Source organism: Rhodococcus sp. SJ-3 (assembly GCF_051918125.1).
Taxonomy (GTDB): domain Bacteria; phylum Actinomycetota; class Actinomycetes; order Mycobacteriales; family Mycobacteriaceae; genus Rhodococcus.
Genome location: NZ_CM123306.1, coordinates 1,042,296 through 1,055,857, shown reverse-complemented (window position 1 = coordinate 1,055,857; position 13,562 = coordinate 1,042,296). Strand labels below are relative to the sequence as shown.

The following is a 13,562-nucleotide window of genomic DNA, read 5'->3' as shown; positions in this document are numbered from 1 at the left end:
CAGAGCTATAGTGACGTCGGTCACTCACACGGGGTGGTTGTGACCTGCGTCCGCCGGGCATACCGGCGTCGAGTGCGACGAGGATTGACTTGAGCACCTGCACCACCGATTCGACGTTCGACAGCTCCGCCGCACCGGGGAGCACCGAGTGGATCAAAGCCCACCTCGCGCGGATGGATGAAGACGTCCAGAGCGACGATATGGCAGTAGACCGACGCAACTGACGTCACCGCGTGCTGCGAAGGCAGCCGCGCGTTGCCTGCAGCGCGCGGTTGTCCGTAGCGGAAGTGTTCGGAGGATCGATGGCCGGTGTCCCCGGTTTCGACGATCTCGAGATCGATGCGCTGTCGTCCCGCGCGGGGGCGAAATGGGCGCAAGCGACAGCGGAAGGATTGATTCCCTCCTGGGTCGCAGATATGGATTTCCCTGTAGCGCCGGAGATTCGGCGCGCGCTACTCGAACGGATCGAAAGTAGCGATCTCGGGTACCCGGACTGGTTCCGCGGCACACCGCTCCGCGCAGAATTCGCTCGGCGCATGACCGCGCGATACGGGTGGGAACCCGATCCGGATGCGGTACGCGAGCAGACCGACCTCATCCAGGCGTTGCAGATCATCCTGCATCTCGCCACCACCCGCGGCGACTCCGTCGCGATCCAGACCCCGAACTACCCGCCGTTCCTCGCCACGATCAGGCGAATGGGTTTGCAGCAGATCGACTTTCCGTTCTTCGATGCCGGTGACGGATGGGAACTCGACTTCGAGACCTTCGAGCAGGCGGTCTCGCGCTATCGTCCGCGCGTCTTTGTCCTGGTGAACCCGCACAATCCGACCGGACGCGTGCACACCCGCGACGAGCTCGAGCGCATCGCCGACCTCGCCGAACGATTCGACATTCTCGTCGTCAGCGACGAGATCCATGCCGAACTGATCTACGAGCCGCACCGCCACATCCCGTTCGCGTCGATCAGTAGTGACGCCGCCGCGCGCACTGTGACGATCACGTCGGCGAGCAAGGCGTTCAATCTCGCCGGACTGCGATGCGCTGTCGTGCACTACGGATCGGCCGGGCTGCTGTCCCGGCGCGACGGCGAACCGTTCGATCTGTACGGGGCGGTGTCGGTGCCGGGAGTGGTGGCCACACTGGCCGCCTGGCAGGACGGCGACGCCTGGCAGTCCGACCTGCTGCGCGTGCTCGAACGCAATCGCCGACGCGTGCACGACGTGCTGCGCACCGAGGTTCCCGCCGCCCGGCATCACGTCCCCGAAGCGACCTACCTGTCGTGGATCGATGCCGGTCCACTCGGCATCGACGACCCTGTGGCCCGCATCGGCGAGAGCGGGGTTCTCGTCGACGGAGGTGCGCGGTTCGGGCGGGAATCCCGAAACCACGTGCGGATCAACTTCGCGACGTCGGATGCGCTTGTCGGGAAGATCCTCGACGGCGTCGTCGCGGGTCTGACGACGGGCGAGCGCAGGAAAGCCCCGCCGGCGGATTGAGGGGGGAGGAGCCAGCGGGGCTCTGCGCTGCATCTCCTGTGTCGGGGAGGACTTCAGGGAGATACGGCCACGCGAAGTGGCCGTGGGCAAGTCTAAGCGAGCCTGATTGATTCGTCCAGGATCGAGACCGAATGGTGATGTAACGCGGGGACATAGGCGATCTTATGGTCTAGTCGCCGACACGGACGGGTACCGCACGAGTGTCCTCGGGGCGTCGCTGGCCGGTTCTGTTCGCGGGTCGGCGACGCTGTCGCCGACGCCGGGCCCGGATGCTGTACCAGTAGCCCCACGCGGCGATGCACAGCCCCACGGCCGACAGCAGATCGGATTCGGTCAAGCCGTGATTGGGAGTCACCACATAGAGGACGCGGCCTTCGAGGGGGCCGTTGAGGATCACCCACAAACCGGAAGCGACTGCAGCGGCGAGGCTCGACAGCAGATGCGGACGGGCAAGGCACCACGTGGACGCGGCGAAGAGCGAACACATCGCGACGAGAGAATAGAACTCGACATTCTCCACGGGCGGTCACCGTCCTTCGCGCTGCGTACCCGCACCACTCTACTCAGCGCGCCCCCACGCCCGCCGTAGCAGCGCGAGTGTTCTGGGTTACTGCGCGGAGCCCTGGAGCCCGGTGCGCTCGCGCTGCTCGATCATCCACTTCGGGGCGATGAAGACACCCTCGGCTTCCACGCACACCCCGTCGGGGCCGGAGATGAAGCCCGTCGCGAATGCCTTCGCACCCTCGATCCGATCGAGTCGCGCCTCGCAGTGCAGATCGCCGAGCGGGGTGGGGCGCCGATACTTGACCGTCAGCGTGCCGGTCATCCCCGGAGCGCCCGCATGACGAGCCGTGTCGCCGAGGAGTTGATCGAGCACCATGGCCGAGACTCCGCCGTGCGCGAAACCGGCGGGACCCTCGTAGGCGGCGTTGAGATGGAAGTCGGCCCACACACGACCGTCGTCCTCGAACTGGAACTCGAGCGGCGGCGCAATCGGGTTGCGCAACCCGATCGCGGCATTCCCCCAGGTCCGGAAGCCGCCGGAGTCGTTGAAGCGGGTGCCGTACGGACCGGATTCCCGATCCCGTTCCAGGATCGACCTGGCCTCCGAGAGGTGCTTGCGAGCCTCGAGGATCTCGTCGTCGCCCCCACGAGACTGGATGGACAACACGATCAGGTCGCGCAGATCCTGGGCCAGCGGCTGATAGCGCGCGGCCTGAGCTGCGATTTCTTCGTCCGACAACCCATCGTTGACGTAGAGCCGGAAGGTGTCGAGCGAGTCCATCATCGTCGGTGTTCTCCAAATTCACGCAAGGGGATGCCTGCTATCCGAACAGGGAACATGGGCCCTTGTCAAAGCTCATTGCCGCTGATCGAGACGATTTCGCCAGCGGGCGGGGGCATCGGAGTCCGCCTCGAGGGGGCGCTGGTAGGACAGATCGGACGTGTCGCGGGTGCCTTTGAGGAAGGCCTGTTTCGTGAAGTACGGCGACTGTAGAAGCGACGCATCGGCCGAGGCGCTCCACTCCACCGTCGACCTGCGCACCGCGATCCGCCACGTGCCGTCGCGCTTCTCTAGCCGGTCGATGTATCGACCGCTCATCAATTGCACTGTGGACGAGCCTTTTCCGAGAAGGCCGACGATGACGTAGCTCTCGCAGTGTGCGGTATCGCCGTCGATCTCGCACGTGTGAGTGGTGATGTTGTGGGTGTGGGCGTCCGCCGTCGCGGCATGGACGGAATTGGCCCACTGCGCATAGTCCGGCCCGCTGTTGACGGTCGCGCCGTGCTCGTCGACACCGTCGTCGTGATACGTGCCGCCGAGAAGTTCCGTGTCGTGTCGGTCACACCCGCGCGCGTGGTTCGCGATGCAGTCGAGAATCGCGGCCCGATCCATCAGGTACTGCACGTTGCGCTCGAGGTCGGCGAGATCGGTCATGCCACGGCCTCCTCGCCCACGAGGGTGGTGCGGTGCAGAAGGCGCGGTGACGTCGCTGAATACGGCACGGCGCGGTGCAGCATGCCCGTGTTGTCCCACAGCACGAGGTCGCCGGGCTGCCAGTGATGACGCAGCGAGAACCTCGGCTGCGTCGACCACGCGAGCAGTCTGCGGATCAGATCGCTGCTCTCTTCTTCCGGCATGCCGACGACGTGTGAGGCGGTCGCGCCGATCAGCAACGACTTGCGTCCGCTGCGCCGCGTCCACACCAGCGGATGCTCACGCTCGGGTACCCGAGCCCACGCGGCCTCCTGCTTCTCCGTCGGCTCGGGGTTGGCCAGACGCTGGGCGGCGGCGAAGCTGTGCACCACGCGGAGCGTCTCGAACTCGGCCTTGTCCTGGTCGGAGAGTGCCTCGTACGACGCGTAGGTGTTCGCGAACTCGGTGTCGCCGCCCTCGTCGGACACCTGCAGCGCGGTCAGCAGCGTGCCCTTCTGGGGGACCTCGTCGGTGGCGCCGTCGATGTGCCAGTAGAAGGTGCCGGTGTTGTACGACGCCAGGACCGTCTTCGCGGGGTCGAGGCTGATCGCGGACACCTCGGGGTGGTCTTCCTGGCCGCCCATCGGCGGTACGACGACCTCACCGAGCATGCGGCTCAGTTCGACGAGGTCGCCGTCGGTGATCCTCGCTTCGCGGAACACCACGACGCCGTACTCGTCGACCAGTTCCTGGCAGCGCGCGGCGGCTTTCGGGTCGCTGAGGGTGTGGCCTGCGACGCCGGTGATTTCTGCGCCGATTTCTTCGGAGATGGGGGTGATGTCGGCAAACAAGGTGCGGCCTCCAGGTCGAGCAAGAAGTAGATAGTCTTATTAGGAGAGTACTATTCTCGCTGTGTATAAGTAAGGTTCTCCAAGGAGGCTCGTGGTGCGGATCGGGTTGACAGGTGGCGCATCGACCACCGACAAGATCGTGAAACAAGCACAGAAAGCGGAGGCCGACGGCTTCTCGTCGCTCTGGTACGCCAGCACGGTCGCAGGCGACCCCCTCACGGCGCTCGCCATCGCCGGTCGCGAGACGTCCACAATCGAACTCGGTACCGCTGTGCTCCAGACCTACCCCGTCCACCCGCTGCTGCAGGCGAACCGCGTTGCGGCAGTAGCGGAAGCTATGGGGCGCCCCGGTTTCACCCTGGGTCTCGGTCCGTCCCACGAATCTCTCGTGCGTGACGTGTACGGCATGTCGTACGACCGGCCCGGGCGCAACACCGAGGAATACGTCCGCATCGTCACCGCACTTCTGCGGGGCGAGGACATCGACTTCCAGGGCGGCGAGTGGAGTACCCGGAGCGAGGGCCGGATGGCGCGGGTCGCGCATGAGGTGCCCGTGTTGCTGTCGGCGATGTCGCCTCGGATGCTGCGTGTCGCAGGGCAATACGCCGACGGCACGGTGCTGTGGATGGCGTCGGCGAAGGTCGTCGAATCCGTCATCTCACCCGCGATCCGCGCCGCAGCGGAGAACGCGGGCCGCCCGTCGCCGCGCATTGTTGCGGGGCTGCCGGTCGCGGTGCACGACGACGCCGACGAAGCGCGCGCCGCGGTCGCTGCCACGGCCACCATGTACGCCGGAATGCCGAACTATCAGCGGGTCCTCGAGGTCGGGGGAGCGAGCACCCCGGCCGACGTCGCCATCGTCGGCACCGAGGAAGCCGTGCGCGCCCAACTGCAGAACCTGCTCGACGCAGGCGCCACCGACATCTGGGCCGCGATCTTCCCCGTCGGCGACGATGTGCGCGGATCGGTCCAGCGCACCCGAGACTTCTTGAGCTCACTGACCACCCGATAGTCCGCTTCCCGCGCAGAAATTCGCTTCCCACACCCGTAATAGGCGTTGTGGGAAGCGAATTGCGTCGCGGGAGTTATCCACAGTGACCGGAACCATCCACAGATTTGCGGCTTCCGCCGGATCCGGCACGGTGTGGACGTACCGCGATGAGAGTTTCGGTGTCATGACCTCACCGAAACCCTTCCGCCGCAGCGACGCTCTCAGCTCAGGTCTGAGCGACTCCGAAGTCCGTCGTGCCCTCCGGACCGGCGAACTCGAACGCCTCGCTCCCGGAATCTATCTGGACGGCCCTACCGCCGAGGGCCTCGACGCGATCGAACGACATCGAATCCGAGCGCACACCACGGGAACAGGACTGCCCGACGGGACCGCGATCAGCCATGTGTCTGCCGCCGTTCTGCACGGACTGGCATTGTGGCGTCCCGACCTGAGCCGCATCCACGTGACCCGTGACGGGCGATCGGGTGGCCGTCGCGGCGCCGGACGTCATGTGAATGTCGTACAACTCGGCGCCGACGACGTGGTCCAGGTCGACGGAGTGCCGTGTACGACCATTGCGCGGACAGTCGCGGACCTCGCCTGTACGGCACCGATCGACGAGGTCGTGATCGCCGGGGATTCGGCGTTGGCGGGAAACCCGTCTTGAAGGCGGCACTACCGGAGGCCCTCGAAGCCCTCGGCCGACGGCAAGGCATCGCCGCAGCGCGACGGATCATCGCTTTTCTCGACGGACGTAGCGAAAGCCCCGGTGAGTCGCTGAGCCGGTTGCGGATGGAACAGATCGGGTTGCCCGCCCCCTCACTGCAGGAGGTTGTGCACACCCCGGACGGAGAATTCGTTGCTCGCACCGACTTCTCTTGGAAGGAGCATCGGATCATCGGAGAGTTCGACGGCATGGGTAAGTACAGAGACGACGCCCCCGACGTTTTTCGTCGGGAGAAGCTTCGGGAGGACGCGCTACGCGATCTGGGTTTCCAAGTGATCCGCTGGACGTGGGCTGAACTGCCCCGGTTCGACGTCGTGCGTGCCCGCTTCGATCGGGCAGTTGAGCGGGCGAGGCGTCGCTAGCGATCGTGCGGTCTTCCCGCGCGGATACCAGCTTCCCGCGTCACCGATTGTCGTTGTCGGAAACTGACGGGCGCGCGGGAAGGGCGACTACTCCGGATCGAGGGCCGCGGACTCGTCGAGGCCGGGTACCGGGGAATGCGATCGGCTGCCGCTGTTCTGATTCCACAAGATCACTTCGGAGCCCGGCTCGGCGTCGGTGGCTCCGTTCGGTTGTTGCGCGATGATCACGCCGGTGGTCGGGGCCGGCTCGCCGTCCGGGCCCACCGGCGTGAATCCGGCTCCGAGCACCATCGTGCTGGCATCGTCGGCGTCGAATCCCACGACGTCCGGCACCTCGCGCGTCGGTCTGTCCCGCATACTGCGCATAACTCGCAGTGTACGAGGCTTGGGGAAAATTGGGATCAGACAGCGTGCGGTGTTCGGCGGACTAGCGCTTCGGTCGCTGAAGCGTGATCGTCAGCAGTGTGAGCAGCTTGTCTTCCGCACCGGAATCGACGAGTGCGACCTTGACCACCGAGTGGTCGTCGGCGTCGCGGACGATCGTGCCGTGCGACCGCGCCGGGCCCGTCTTCACCTGCGCCAGGTAGTGGACCTGGATGTCGGTGGCGACGAGACCGGGCCGCATTGCATGCGCGGCGGCCTCGCCGAGTAGGGCCTGTGCGCCGCCTTGGATGGTGCCGATGGAATTGGCGACGAATCCGGTGAGATCGAGCTCGAACTCGCCGTTGGCAGCGTCCACCTCGCGGAGATTCAGGCGGGAGAAGACGTCGTCGTCGATAGGGACCGGCGGGTATTCGCGAATCGTCCCGACCCACTGTTCGGGGGTGTACGACGCGACATCACCGTGGGTCGCGGCGGAGCGGGGGAGCCGCACGAACGTGACGAGACCGCGTGCGGCGAGGGTGAGGCCGCCCGTGCCGGGGGTGTCGATCGAGTTCGCGATCTCACGCAGATCGGTGACACCGTGCGTGTCGTACACGTCGGTCTCCACCAGGATCGTCTTCTTGCCCACGCGGATCAGCTTGGCGTCGACCGCGATCGGCCCGGGACGCAGGAAGCCGGCGGCATGGATCGACAGATCCTGTGTCGCGGTCCAGTCGGGGGAGCCCACGACGAGAGCCGGGGACGACGCGACGATGTCGACCAGTGTCGTGAGGAAACCGAGCGATGCCGTGCCGCTGGGGTTGCACAGCTTCTCGGTGACGAGTGCGCCCATGATCGCGCGGTCCCTCGAAACCTGGAGCGATTTGATGCCGAAATCCGAGGTGAAAGTGTGGTCTGCGGACACGGTCATCCCTCCCAGTGCGGAAATGCCATTCTCATTCATGGAAATGACTCTTCCATAAAAGTGTGCGTAGCGGGAGGGCTACGTTCAGCCGCGGTGCCCCGACCCGTCGGCCGCCAGCCGGATGTAGAGGAGCTTGTCGCGCGCAGCCAAGGCGCTGACCTCGGGTGATCCGACACGGAACAGACTTCCGTTGCGCTCGATCCCGAGCACGATCTGACCCAGATGACGAGGGTCTTGACCCACCTCCTCGAGGTCCACAGCGCGCTCGGCGATGGTGAACCCCTCCTCCGGAGTCAGGATGTCCTCGATCATGTCGACCACGCGGGGAGAGCTCCGCGCGGCACCGAGGAGCCGGCCTGCGGTCTCCGACGAAACCACCACCGTATCCGCGCCGGAGCGGCGCAGCAGATGCGCATTCTCCGACTCGCGGATCGCGACGACGATCTTCGCGTTCGGATTGATCTCGCGGGCAGCGAGCGTGATGAGTACGGCGGTGTCGTCGCGGTTTGCTGCGACGATCACCGATGCCGCACGCTGTACCCCCGCGACACGCAGCACGTCCTGTTTGGTCGCCGAACCGTGCACGGTCACCAGACCTTGCCCCGCCGCACTCTCGAGGACCACGGGATCGGTGTCCACCACTACGATCCGCGACGGCGGAACCTCGTCGCCGAGCATCGCGTCGACCGCGGAACGGCCCTTGGTGCCGTACCCGAGGACGACCGTGTGGTCGCGGACTCGGCGTCGCCAGCTCTGGATGCGGAACGTCTGACGCGACGTCTCGGTGAGCGCACCCAGCGTCGTACCGACCAGCACGATGAGGAAGAAGACACGCAGCGGCGTGATGACGAGGACGTTCATCAGTCGCGCGGACGGGGTGATCGGCGTGATGTCGCCGTAGCCGGTGGTCGAGAGCGACACCGACGCGTAGTAGAAGCAATCGAGCAACGACAGCTCGTTGTCCTGGGCGTCGCGGTAGCCGTCGCGGTCGATGTAGACGAGTGCGACCATCACGAGCAGGGCGACCAGGGCGTAGCCGATGCGCCGCACGATCGCGCGCGCCGGGCTGGTCGACATCTGGGGGACCCTCAGCACACCGACGAGAGCGAAGTCGGGGCGTTCCGTGAGCTGATCGGACCGGCTGAACCGGGCTCGCAACCTGTCAGGCATTACGTCACTCTTGCACGCGAGTGGCCGCTCCGTCGAAGTATCAGGTGACGACGATTTCGCGGAGGTCGGTTCGGATGGTGCGGTAGATCTCCACGAGGTCGGCATCTTCGCCGCGTTCGATGCGCCGGACCCAGGTGTCGAACGCGATACGCGAGACCACACCGGCCGATTCGACGAGTAGCCGCGCGAACGATTCGGAGCGGAGTCCGCGCAGGCGTTCGGCGACGCTCGTGGTGATGCGGCACATGGCCAGGGCATCGGCGGTGAACGCGGCGGCGCGCAAGTGGTCGTCGGAGGCGATGAGCCGGCGGGTGCGCAGAATGCGATCCCGCGTGGTCTCGGAGCCGGTCAGGAGCCGCTGCAGTGAGCGCTCGTAGAAGGCTTCGATGCCCGACAGGTTGATGTCTTCCTGCGGAACCGACCGAAGCCATTCGACGATGTCGGATTCGAGTTCGCGGTCCGGACCCCACACCGATTCCTCTTTGGTGGCGAAGCATCGAAAAAATGTGCTTGAAGACACACCGGCTGTTCGGGCAATCTCGTCGACGGTCGTAGCAGCGAATCCCTGGCGTTCGAACAGCGTCAGTGCGGCTTCGGAAATCTCGAGACGCGTCTCCTGCCTGCGCCGTTCTCGCAGGTCCGGGACACGTGCCTGGGTTTTCGGGGTCATCGGTGGGTTCCTTTCACCTCGGACCGCAGCGTTGAATGTCCGCGTCAATCTAACAGTGAAAATCAAGTTGACAGTCACTTCCAAGCCGGGCGAGACTTTCACGGTTGTCGCATTCGCGATCGATATACCCATTCAGGAAGCAATCGGATATGCAGTCACCTCAGTTGGAAGACCAGGCCGACGTCGGTCGCGAGGGCGATCTGGAGCCGGGCAGCAAGGTGCTGATCGGTGTCCTCGTCGTCGCGGCATTCGTCATGATCCTCAACGAGACGATCATGAGCGTCGCGCTGCCGCCGCTCATGGTGGATCTCGACATCACCGCGAGCACCGCCCAGTGGCTCACCACCGGCTTCATGCTCACCATGGCGGTCGTCATCCCGATCACCGGCTATCTGTTCGAGCGGTTCACGCTCCGCCAGGTGTTCATCGCGTCGATGAGCGTGTTCAGCCTCGGCACACTGCTCGCAGCGTCCGCACCGGGATTCGAACTGCTCCTCGCCGGTCGCGTGACGCAGGCCGCAGGCACCGCCATCATGCTTCCGTTGCTGATGACGACGGTGCTGCGCGTGGTGCCCGCCCACAAGCGCGGCGGCATGATGGGCATCATCTCCATCGTCATCTCCGTGGCTCCCGCTATCGGCCCCACCATCTCCGGGATCATCCTCGACGCCCTCGACTGGCGCTGGATGTTCTGGATCGTCCTGCCCATCGCACTGATCGCGTTCGCCATCGGTGTCGTGCTGGTCAAGAACTTCACCGAGACCAAGAAGGTCCCCCTCGACGTCCTGTCGGTCATCCTGTCGGTCTTCGCATTCGGCGGCATCGTCTACGGCCTGAGCAGTATCGGTCATTCGGCGGAGGAGTCGAGCATCCCGGTGTGGGTGCCGCTCGTCGTCGGTGTGGTGGCGTTGGCTGTCTTCGTGCTGCGCCAGCTGTCGCGGCAGAAGGACGGACGCGCGCTGCTCGACATGCGTCCGTTCGGTTACCCGGTGTTCAGCATCGGCCTGGGCATGGTCGTCGTCAGCATGATGGCGATGTTCGGCGCCTTGATCCTGCTGCCGCTGTACCTGCAGAACGTGCGCGGTCTCGATACCCTCGAGACCGGTCTGCTGTTGCTCCCGGGCGGCCTGGCGATGGGTCTGCTGTCGCCGTTCGTCGGACGCGTCTACGACCGCATCGGTGCGCGCCCCCTCGTCATCCCGGGCGCCGCTGTAGTCAGTGCGTCGCTGTGGTTGATGACGCTCCTCGACGCGGAGTCGTCGACGCCGCTGATCGTCTGCGTCCACGTGATGCTGATGCTCGGTCTGGCATCGGTGATGACGCCGCTGATGACGTCGTCGCTGGGATCGGTGCCGTCGGAGCTGTACTCGTACGGCAGCGCGATCTTCAACACCGTCCAGCAGCTCGCGGGTGCGGCCGGTACAGCGCTGTTCATCACCGTGATGACGGTGACCGCCACGTCCGCCGCATCCGAAGGTGCCAGCGAGCTCGCTGCGAACCAGGACGGCATCCACACGGCGTTCCTGTGCGGTGGCATCGTGTCGCTGCTGGCGGTGGTCGCGGCGTTCTTCATCCGGAAGCCCGCGACGACGCTCGCCGAAGCGAAGTAAGCGGGCCTGTTCAGATGTCGAGGAAGACGGTCTCGCGTCCGCCGTCCGGGGTGTCCTGCAACCGGATATCCAAGGTGTAGACGGGCTTTCCGTCGCGTTCGCTGCGCGTGGCGATCAGCGTATCGCGGCGGACCTCCCACTCGATCGAACTCAGCAGTGGGTCTGCGGCGTTGGCGTCGGGCTCGTCGTCGAAGTAGAGACGGGTGTGCAGGCCGACGTTGATGCCGCGCGCGAACAACACCATCAGCACGTGCGGGGCCTGGGTGTGGCCGTTGTTGCCGGGCACGGGGCCGGGCTTGACGGTCTCGAACGTGTAGACGCCCGTGTCGAAGTCACCCCCGGTGCGGCCCCACCCGCGGAACGACGGATCGACGTCCTTGTCCTGGGTGTCGCCGGGGTGGGCGTACTTGCCGTCGGCATTTGCCTGCCAGATCTCGATGAGCACGTCGCGGACCGGGGTTCCGGAACCGTCGAATACGCGTCCCTCGAGCGTGATTCGCTCGCCGCGCGTGTCGTCGGTGACGAGCACGTTGCCGAAGTTGTTCTCGAAGATGTCGAATCCGGCCTGCTGCGGCGCAAGACCGATGTGTACGTACGGCCCGCCGGTCTGCGAGGGGGTCTCGGGGCGACGCTGCACCATGGGCAACGGGGTGAGCGGCTGGTTCATGGTGGCTCCCTATGCGTTCTCGAAGAAGGTGGCGCGGCGGCCACGCAGCGTGATGTCGAACCGGTAGGCGCGGGCGTCGAACGGGGCGTCGTTCGCAGTGTCGGCCTGGGCGATCAGGCTGCGCACCTGGTCGCGGGAGGGGATGGTCGCGGCGATGGGGCACTGCTCGATCAGCGGGTCGCCTTCGAAATACGACTGCGTGATCAGGCGCTGCGCCCAGCCGTCGCCCATGATCGAGAAGTGGATGTGCGCGGGACGCCACGCGTTGGTGCTGTTGCCCCACGGGTACGGGCCCGGCTTGATGGTGCGGAAGAAGTAGTAGCCGTTGTCGTCGGTGAGCATCCGGCCGCAACCGCCGAAGTTCGGGTCGATCGGCGCGAGATGGTACGAATCCTTCTTGTGCCGGTAGCGGCCACCGGCGTTGGCCTGCCATGCTTCGACGAACGCGCCCTTCACGGGATTTCCGAACTCGTCGCGGACATAGCCGTGCATGATGATCCGCTCGCCGATCGGCAGACCGCCGTGCGCGAAGTTGAGGATCAGGTCGTTGTCGAGTTCGCCGAGTTCGCGTGCGGTGATCAGCGGAGCGGTCTTCTCCGACACCGTGTTCCGCGGTGAGATGAGCGCATTGCGCGGCGAACGCAGGACCGACGTGCGGTAACCCGGCGTGAGCGCCGGGGGATGCTGCGTGTGGTCGCGCTCGACGAACTCGCCGTAGGCGCTTCTTCCAGCGATGCTCATGGAGCCGCTCCTGTCGTGGGCTGTGGGTTGCATCTACGCTATGTGCGCCGAACGCTCATGTAAATTGACGATTCGGGTCGAGTTGCATAACTTGAGGTGATGGATCTTCACGGCCGTGTCCGGTTACGGCACCTGACCTGCTTCGTCGCGGTAGCGCACGAACGCCACGTCGGTCGTGCCGCTGAACGCCTGCATTTGAGCCAGCCCGCCGTCACCAAGACCATCAACGAACTCGAGCTGCTCGCCGGGATGAAACTGCTGGACAGAGGCCGTCACGGCGCCGTCCCGACCGCCGCGGGTGAACGGTTCCTCGACCACGCCGAACGCGTCGTCCAGGCCTTCGACACCGCGGTCGCGGGATTGGCGGGCGCCGGCGAATCCGAGCACACCGCCGTGCGTATCGGGACGTTGCCGTCGGCGGCGTCGGTGCTGCTCCCCGGGGTGCTCGGAGAGCTGCGCGTGCAACACCCCGAACTCGACGTCCGCCTGCGCACCGCCACCAACACCGAACTGCTCGCGGCGCTGCGCGCGGGTGACGTGGACGTGATGATCGGGCGGATGAGCGACCCCGAGACCATGGTCGGCCTGTCGTTCGAGCTGCTCTATGCCGAGGCGCTCGCATTCGTGGTCCGCCCCGGTCATCCGCTGGAGGGCACGCGGGCAACGTTCCCCGCGATGTGCGAATACCCGCTGATCGTCGGGGCTGCAGGCACCGTTCCGCGACACCACGCCGACGTGCTCCTGCGCAGGCACGGCCTGGAATTGCCACCGGGCACCGTCGAGACCATCGACGTCACGGTCGCCGCCGCGTACGTGCGCGAATCCGATGCCGTATGGGCCGTTCCCGAGCGTGTCCCCGAGCGGGACATCGCCGATGGGCGGCTCATTCGGCTTCCCGTCGACACCGTCGGCACGGCCGAAACGATCGGTGTCATCCGCTCGGCTGCGGCGACGTCCGCTATCGTCGACGACGTTGCTGCGCTGTTGCGCCGAGCCGGCCATCGAACAGTCAGTACGTGAAACCACGTTCTGGCACAGCTTTTCCGAGCGCACCCGAACCGATCCCGA

The 13,562-nt window shown here is 65.8% G+C and carries 17 protein-coding genes; 7 read left to right on the top strand and 10 right to left on the bottom strand.

What is annotated here, in order from left to right:
* Positions 1 to 89 precede the first annotated feature (89 nt).
* On the top strand, positions 90 to 224 hold the full coding sequence (locus ACTDXD_RS04685; RefSeq protein ID WP_277351980.1) for a hypothetical protein: 135 nt from the start codon (positions 90 to 92) through the stop codon (positions 222 to 224).
* A 78-nt stretch (positions 225 to 302) separates the two neighbouring features.
* A complete protein-coding gene (locus ACTDXD_RS04680; protein WP_440126014.1) occupies positions 303 to 1,499 on the top strand; it encodes a MalY/PatB family protein in 1,197 nt (398 codons plus the stop codon).
* 169 nt (positions 1,500 to 1,668) lie between these two features.
* On the opposite strand, the gene ACTDXD_RS04675 is transcribed toward ACTDXD_RS04680, so the two are convergent.
* The 4 genes from ACTDXD_RS04675 to ACTDXD_RS04660 form a co-directional block, all read right to left on the bottom strand.
* Complete coding sequence (locus ACTDXD_RS04675; protein ID WP_440126013.1) at positions 1,669 to 2,019, bottom strand: hypothetical protein; 351 nt, start codon at positions 2,017 to 2,019, stop codon at positions 1,669 to 1,671.
* 87 nt (positions 2,020 to 2,106) lie between these two features.
* Complete coding sequence (locus ACTDXD_RS04670) at positions 2,107 to 2,787, bottom strand: PaaI family thioesterase (RefSeq protein WP_440126012.1); 681 nt, start codon at positions 2,785 to 2,787, stop codon at positions 2,107 to 2,109.
* A 72-nt stretch (positions 2,788 to 2,859) separates the two neighbouring features.
* Entirely contained in the window at positions 2,860 to 3,438 is a 579-nt protein-coding gene (locus ACTDXD_RS04665; RefSeq protein ID WP_440126011.1) for a nuclear transport factor 2 family protein, read from the bottom strand.
* On the bottom strand, positions 3,435 to 4,268 hold the full coding sequence (locus tag ACTDXD_RS04660) for a TauD/TfdA dioxygenase family protein (RefSeq protein ID WP_440126010.1): 834 nt from the start codon (positions 4,266 to 4,268) through the stop codon (positions 3,435 to 3,437). The genes ACTDXD_RS04665 and ACTDXD_RS04660 overlap by 4 nt, the downstream gene beginning before the upstream one ends.
* Before the next feature lie 94 nt (positions 4,269 to 4,362).
* Here ACTDXD_RS04660 and ACTDXD_RS04655 point away from each other — a divergent pair, with 94 nt between their 5' ends.
* From ACTDXD_RS04655 to ACTDXD_RS04645, 3 genes are all read left to right on the top strand, one after another.
* Positions 4,363 to 5,280 (top strand): TIGR03564 family F420-dependent LLM class oxidoreductase, encoded by a 918-nt coding sequence (locus tag ACTDXD_RS04655; protein WP_440126009.1) that lies wholly within the window; start codon positions 4,363 to 4,365, stop codon positions 5,278 to 5,280.
* 82 nt (positions 5,281 to 5,362) lie between these two features.
* Complete coding sequence (locus tag ACTDXD_RS04650; protein ID WP_440126008.1) at positions 5,363 to 5,926, top strand: type IV toxin-antitoxin system AbiEi family antitoxin domain-containing protein; 564 nt, start codon at positions 5,363 to 5,365, stop codon at positions 5,924 to 5,926.
* Positions 5,923 to 6,348, top strand: a complete 426-nt coding sequence (locus ACTDXD_RS04645; RefSeq protein WP_440126007.1) for a hypothetical protein — start codon at positions 5,923 to 5,925, stop codon at positions 6,346 to 6,348. Before ACTDXD_RS04650 ends, ACTDXD_RS04645 begins: the two co-directional genes overlap by 4 nt.
* 87 nt (positions 6,349 to 6,435) lie before the next feature.
* On the opposite strand, the gene ACTDXD_RS04640 is transcribed toward ACTDXD_RS04645, so the two are convergent.
* From ACTDXD_RS04640 to ACTDXD_RS04625, 4 genes are all read right to left on the bottom strand, one after another.
* Complete coding sequence (locus tag ACTDXD_RS04640) at positions 6,436 to 6,714, bottom strand: PASTA domain-containing protein (protein WP_440126006.1); 279 nt, start codon at positions 6,712 to 6,714, stop codon at positions 6,436 to 6,438.
* 61 nt (positions 6,715 to 6,775) lie between these two features.
* On the bottom strand, positions 6,776 to 7,675 hold the full coding sequence (locus ACTDXD_RS04635) for a hypothetical protein (RefSeq protein WP_440126005.1): 900 nt from the start codon (positions 7,673 to 7,675) through the stop codon (positions 6,776 to 6,778).
* A 45-nt stretch (positions 7,676 to 7,720) separates the two neighbouring features.
* Complete coding sequence (locus ACTDXD_RS04630; RefSeq protein WP_440126004.1) at positions 7,721 to 8,806, bottom strand: potassium channel family protein; 1,086 nt, start codon at positions 8,804 to 8,806, stop codon at positions 7,721 to 7,723.
* A gap of 40 nt (positions 8,807 to 8,846) precedes the next feature.
* Positions 8,847 to 9,476 (bottom strand): TetR family transcriptional regulator, encoded by a 630-nt coding sequence (locus tag ACTDXD_RS04625; protein WP_440126003.1) that lies wholly within the window; start codon positions 9,474 to 9,476, stop codon positions 8,847 to 8,849.
* Positions 9,477 to 9,625: 149 nt separating this feature from the next.
* On the opposite strand from ACTDXD_RS04625, the gene ACTDXD_RS04620 reads away from it, so the two are divergent.
* Positions 9,626 to 11,086, top strand: coding sequence for a DHA2 family efflux MFS transporter permease subunit (locus ACTDXD_RS04620; RefSeq protein ID WP_440126002.1), 1,461 nt, complete (start codon positions 9,626 to 9,628; stop codon positions 11,084 to 11,086).
* A gap of 10 nt (positions 11,087 to 11,096) precedes the next feature.
* On the opposite strand, the gene pcaG is transcribed toward ACTDXD_RS04620, so the two are convergent.
* Both pcaG and pcaH read right to left on the bottom strand, forming a co-directional pair.
* Positions 11,097 to 11,753 (bottom strand): protocatechuate 3,4-dioxygenase subunit alpha, encoded by a 657-nt coding sequence (pcaG, locus tag ACTDXD_RS04615; RefSeq protein WP_440126001.1) that lies wholly within the window; start codon positions 11,751 to 11,753, stop codon positions 11,097 to 11,099.
* A gap of 9 nt (positions 11,754 to 11,762) precedes the next feature.
* A complete protein-coding gene (pcaH, locus tag ACTDXD_RS04610; RefSeq protein ID WP_054719276.1) occupies positions 11,763 to 12,494 on the bottom strand; it encodes a protocatechuate 3,4-dioxygenase subunit beta in 732 nt (243 codons plus the stop codon).
* A 99-nt stretch (positions 12,495 to 12,593) separates the two neighbouring features.
* On the opposite strand from pcaH, the gene ACTDXD_RS04605 reads away from it, so the two are divergent.
* On the top strand, positions 12,594 to 13,514 hold the full coding sequence (locus ACTDXD_RS04605; protein ID WP_440126000.1) for a LysR substrate-binding domain-containing protein: 921 nt from the start codon (positions 12,594 to 12,596) through the stop codon (positions 13,512 to 13,514).
* Positions 13,515 to 13,562: the final 48 nt, after the last annotated feature.

Bases quoted from the DNA above. Each gene is read 5' to 3' on its own strand.
- ACTDXD_RS04680 (WP_440126014.1), top strand. From the start codon at position 303: ATGGCCGGTGTCCCCGGTTTCGACGATCTCGAGATCGATGCGCTGTCG.
- ACTDXD_RS04670 (WP_440126012.1), bottom strand. From the start codon at position 2,787: ATGATGGACTCGCTCGACACCTTCCGGCTCTACGTCAACGATGGGTTG.
- ACTDXD_RS04665 (WP_440126011.1), bottom strand. From the start codon at position 3,438: ATGACCGATCTCGCCGACCTCGAGCGCAACGTGCAGTACCTGATGGAT.
- ACTDXD_RS04640 (WP_440126006.1), bottom strand. From the start codon at position 6,714: ATGCGCAGTATGCGGGACAGACCGACGCGCGAGGTGCCGGACGTCGTG.
- ACTDXD_RS04635 (WP_440126005.1), bottom strand. From the start codon at position 7,675: ATGAATGAGAATGGCATTTCCGCACTGGGAGGGATGACCGTGTCCGCA.
- ACTDXD_RS04630 (WP_440126004.1), bottom strand. From the start codon at position 8,806: ATGCCTGACAGGTTGCGAGCCCGGTTCAGCCGGTCCGATCAGCTCACG.
- ACTDXD_RS04625 (WP_440126003.1), bottom strand. From the start codon at position 9,476: ATGACCCCGAAAACCCAGGCACGTGTCCCGGACCTGCGAGAACGGCGC.
- ACTDXD_RS04620 (WP_440126002.1), top strand. From the start codon at position 9,626: ATGCAGTCACCTCAGTTGGAAGACCAGGCCGACGTCGGTCGCGAGGGC.
- pcaG (WP_440126001.1), bottom strand. From the start codon at position 11,753: ATGAACCAGCCGCTCACCCCGTTGCCCATGGTGCAGCGTCGCCCCGAG.
- pcaH (WP_054719276.1), bottom strand. From the start codon at position 12,494: ATGAGCATCGCTGGAAGAAGCGCCTACGGCGAGTTCGTCGAGCGCGAC.
- ACTDXD_RS04605 (WP_440126000.1), top strand. From the start codon at position 12,594: ATGGATCTTCACGGCCGTGTCCGGTTACGGCACCTGACCTGCTTCGTC.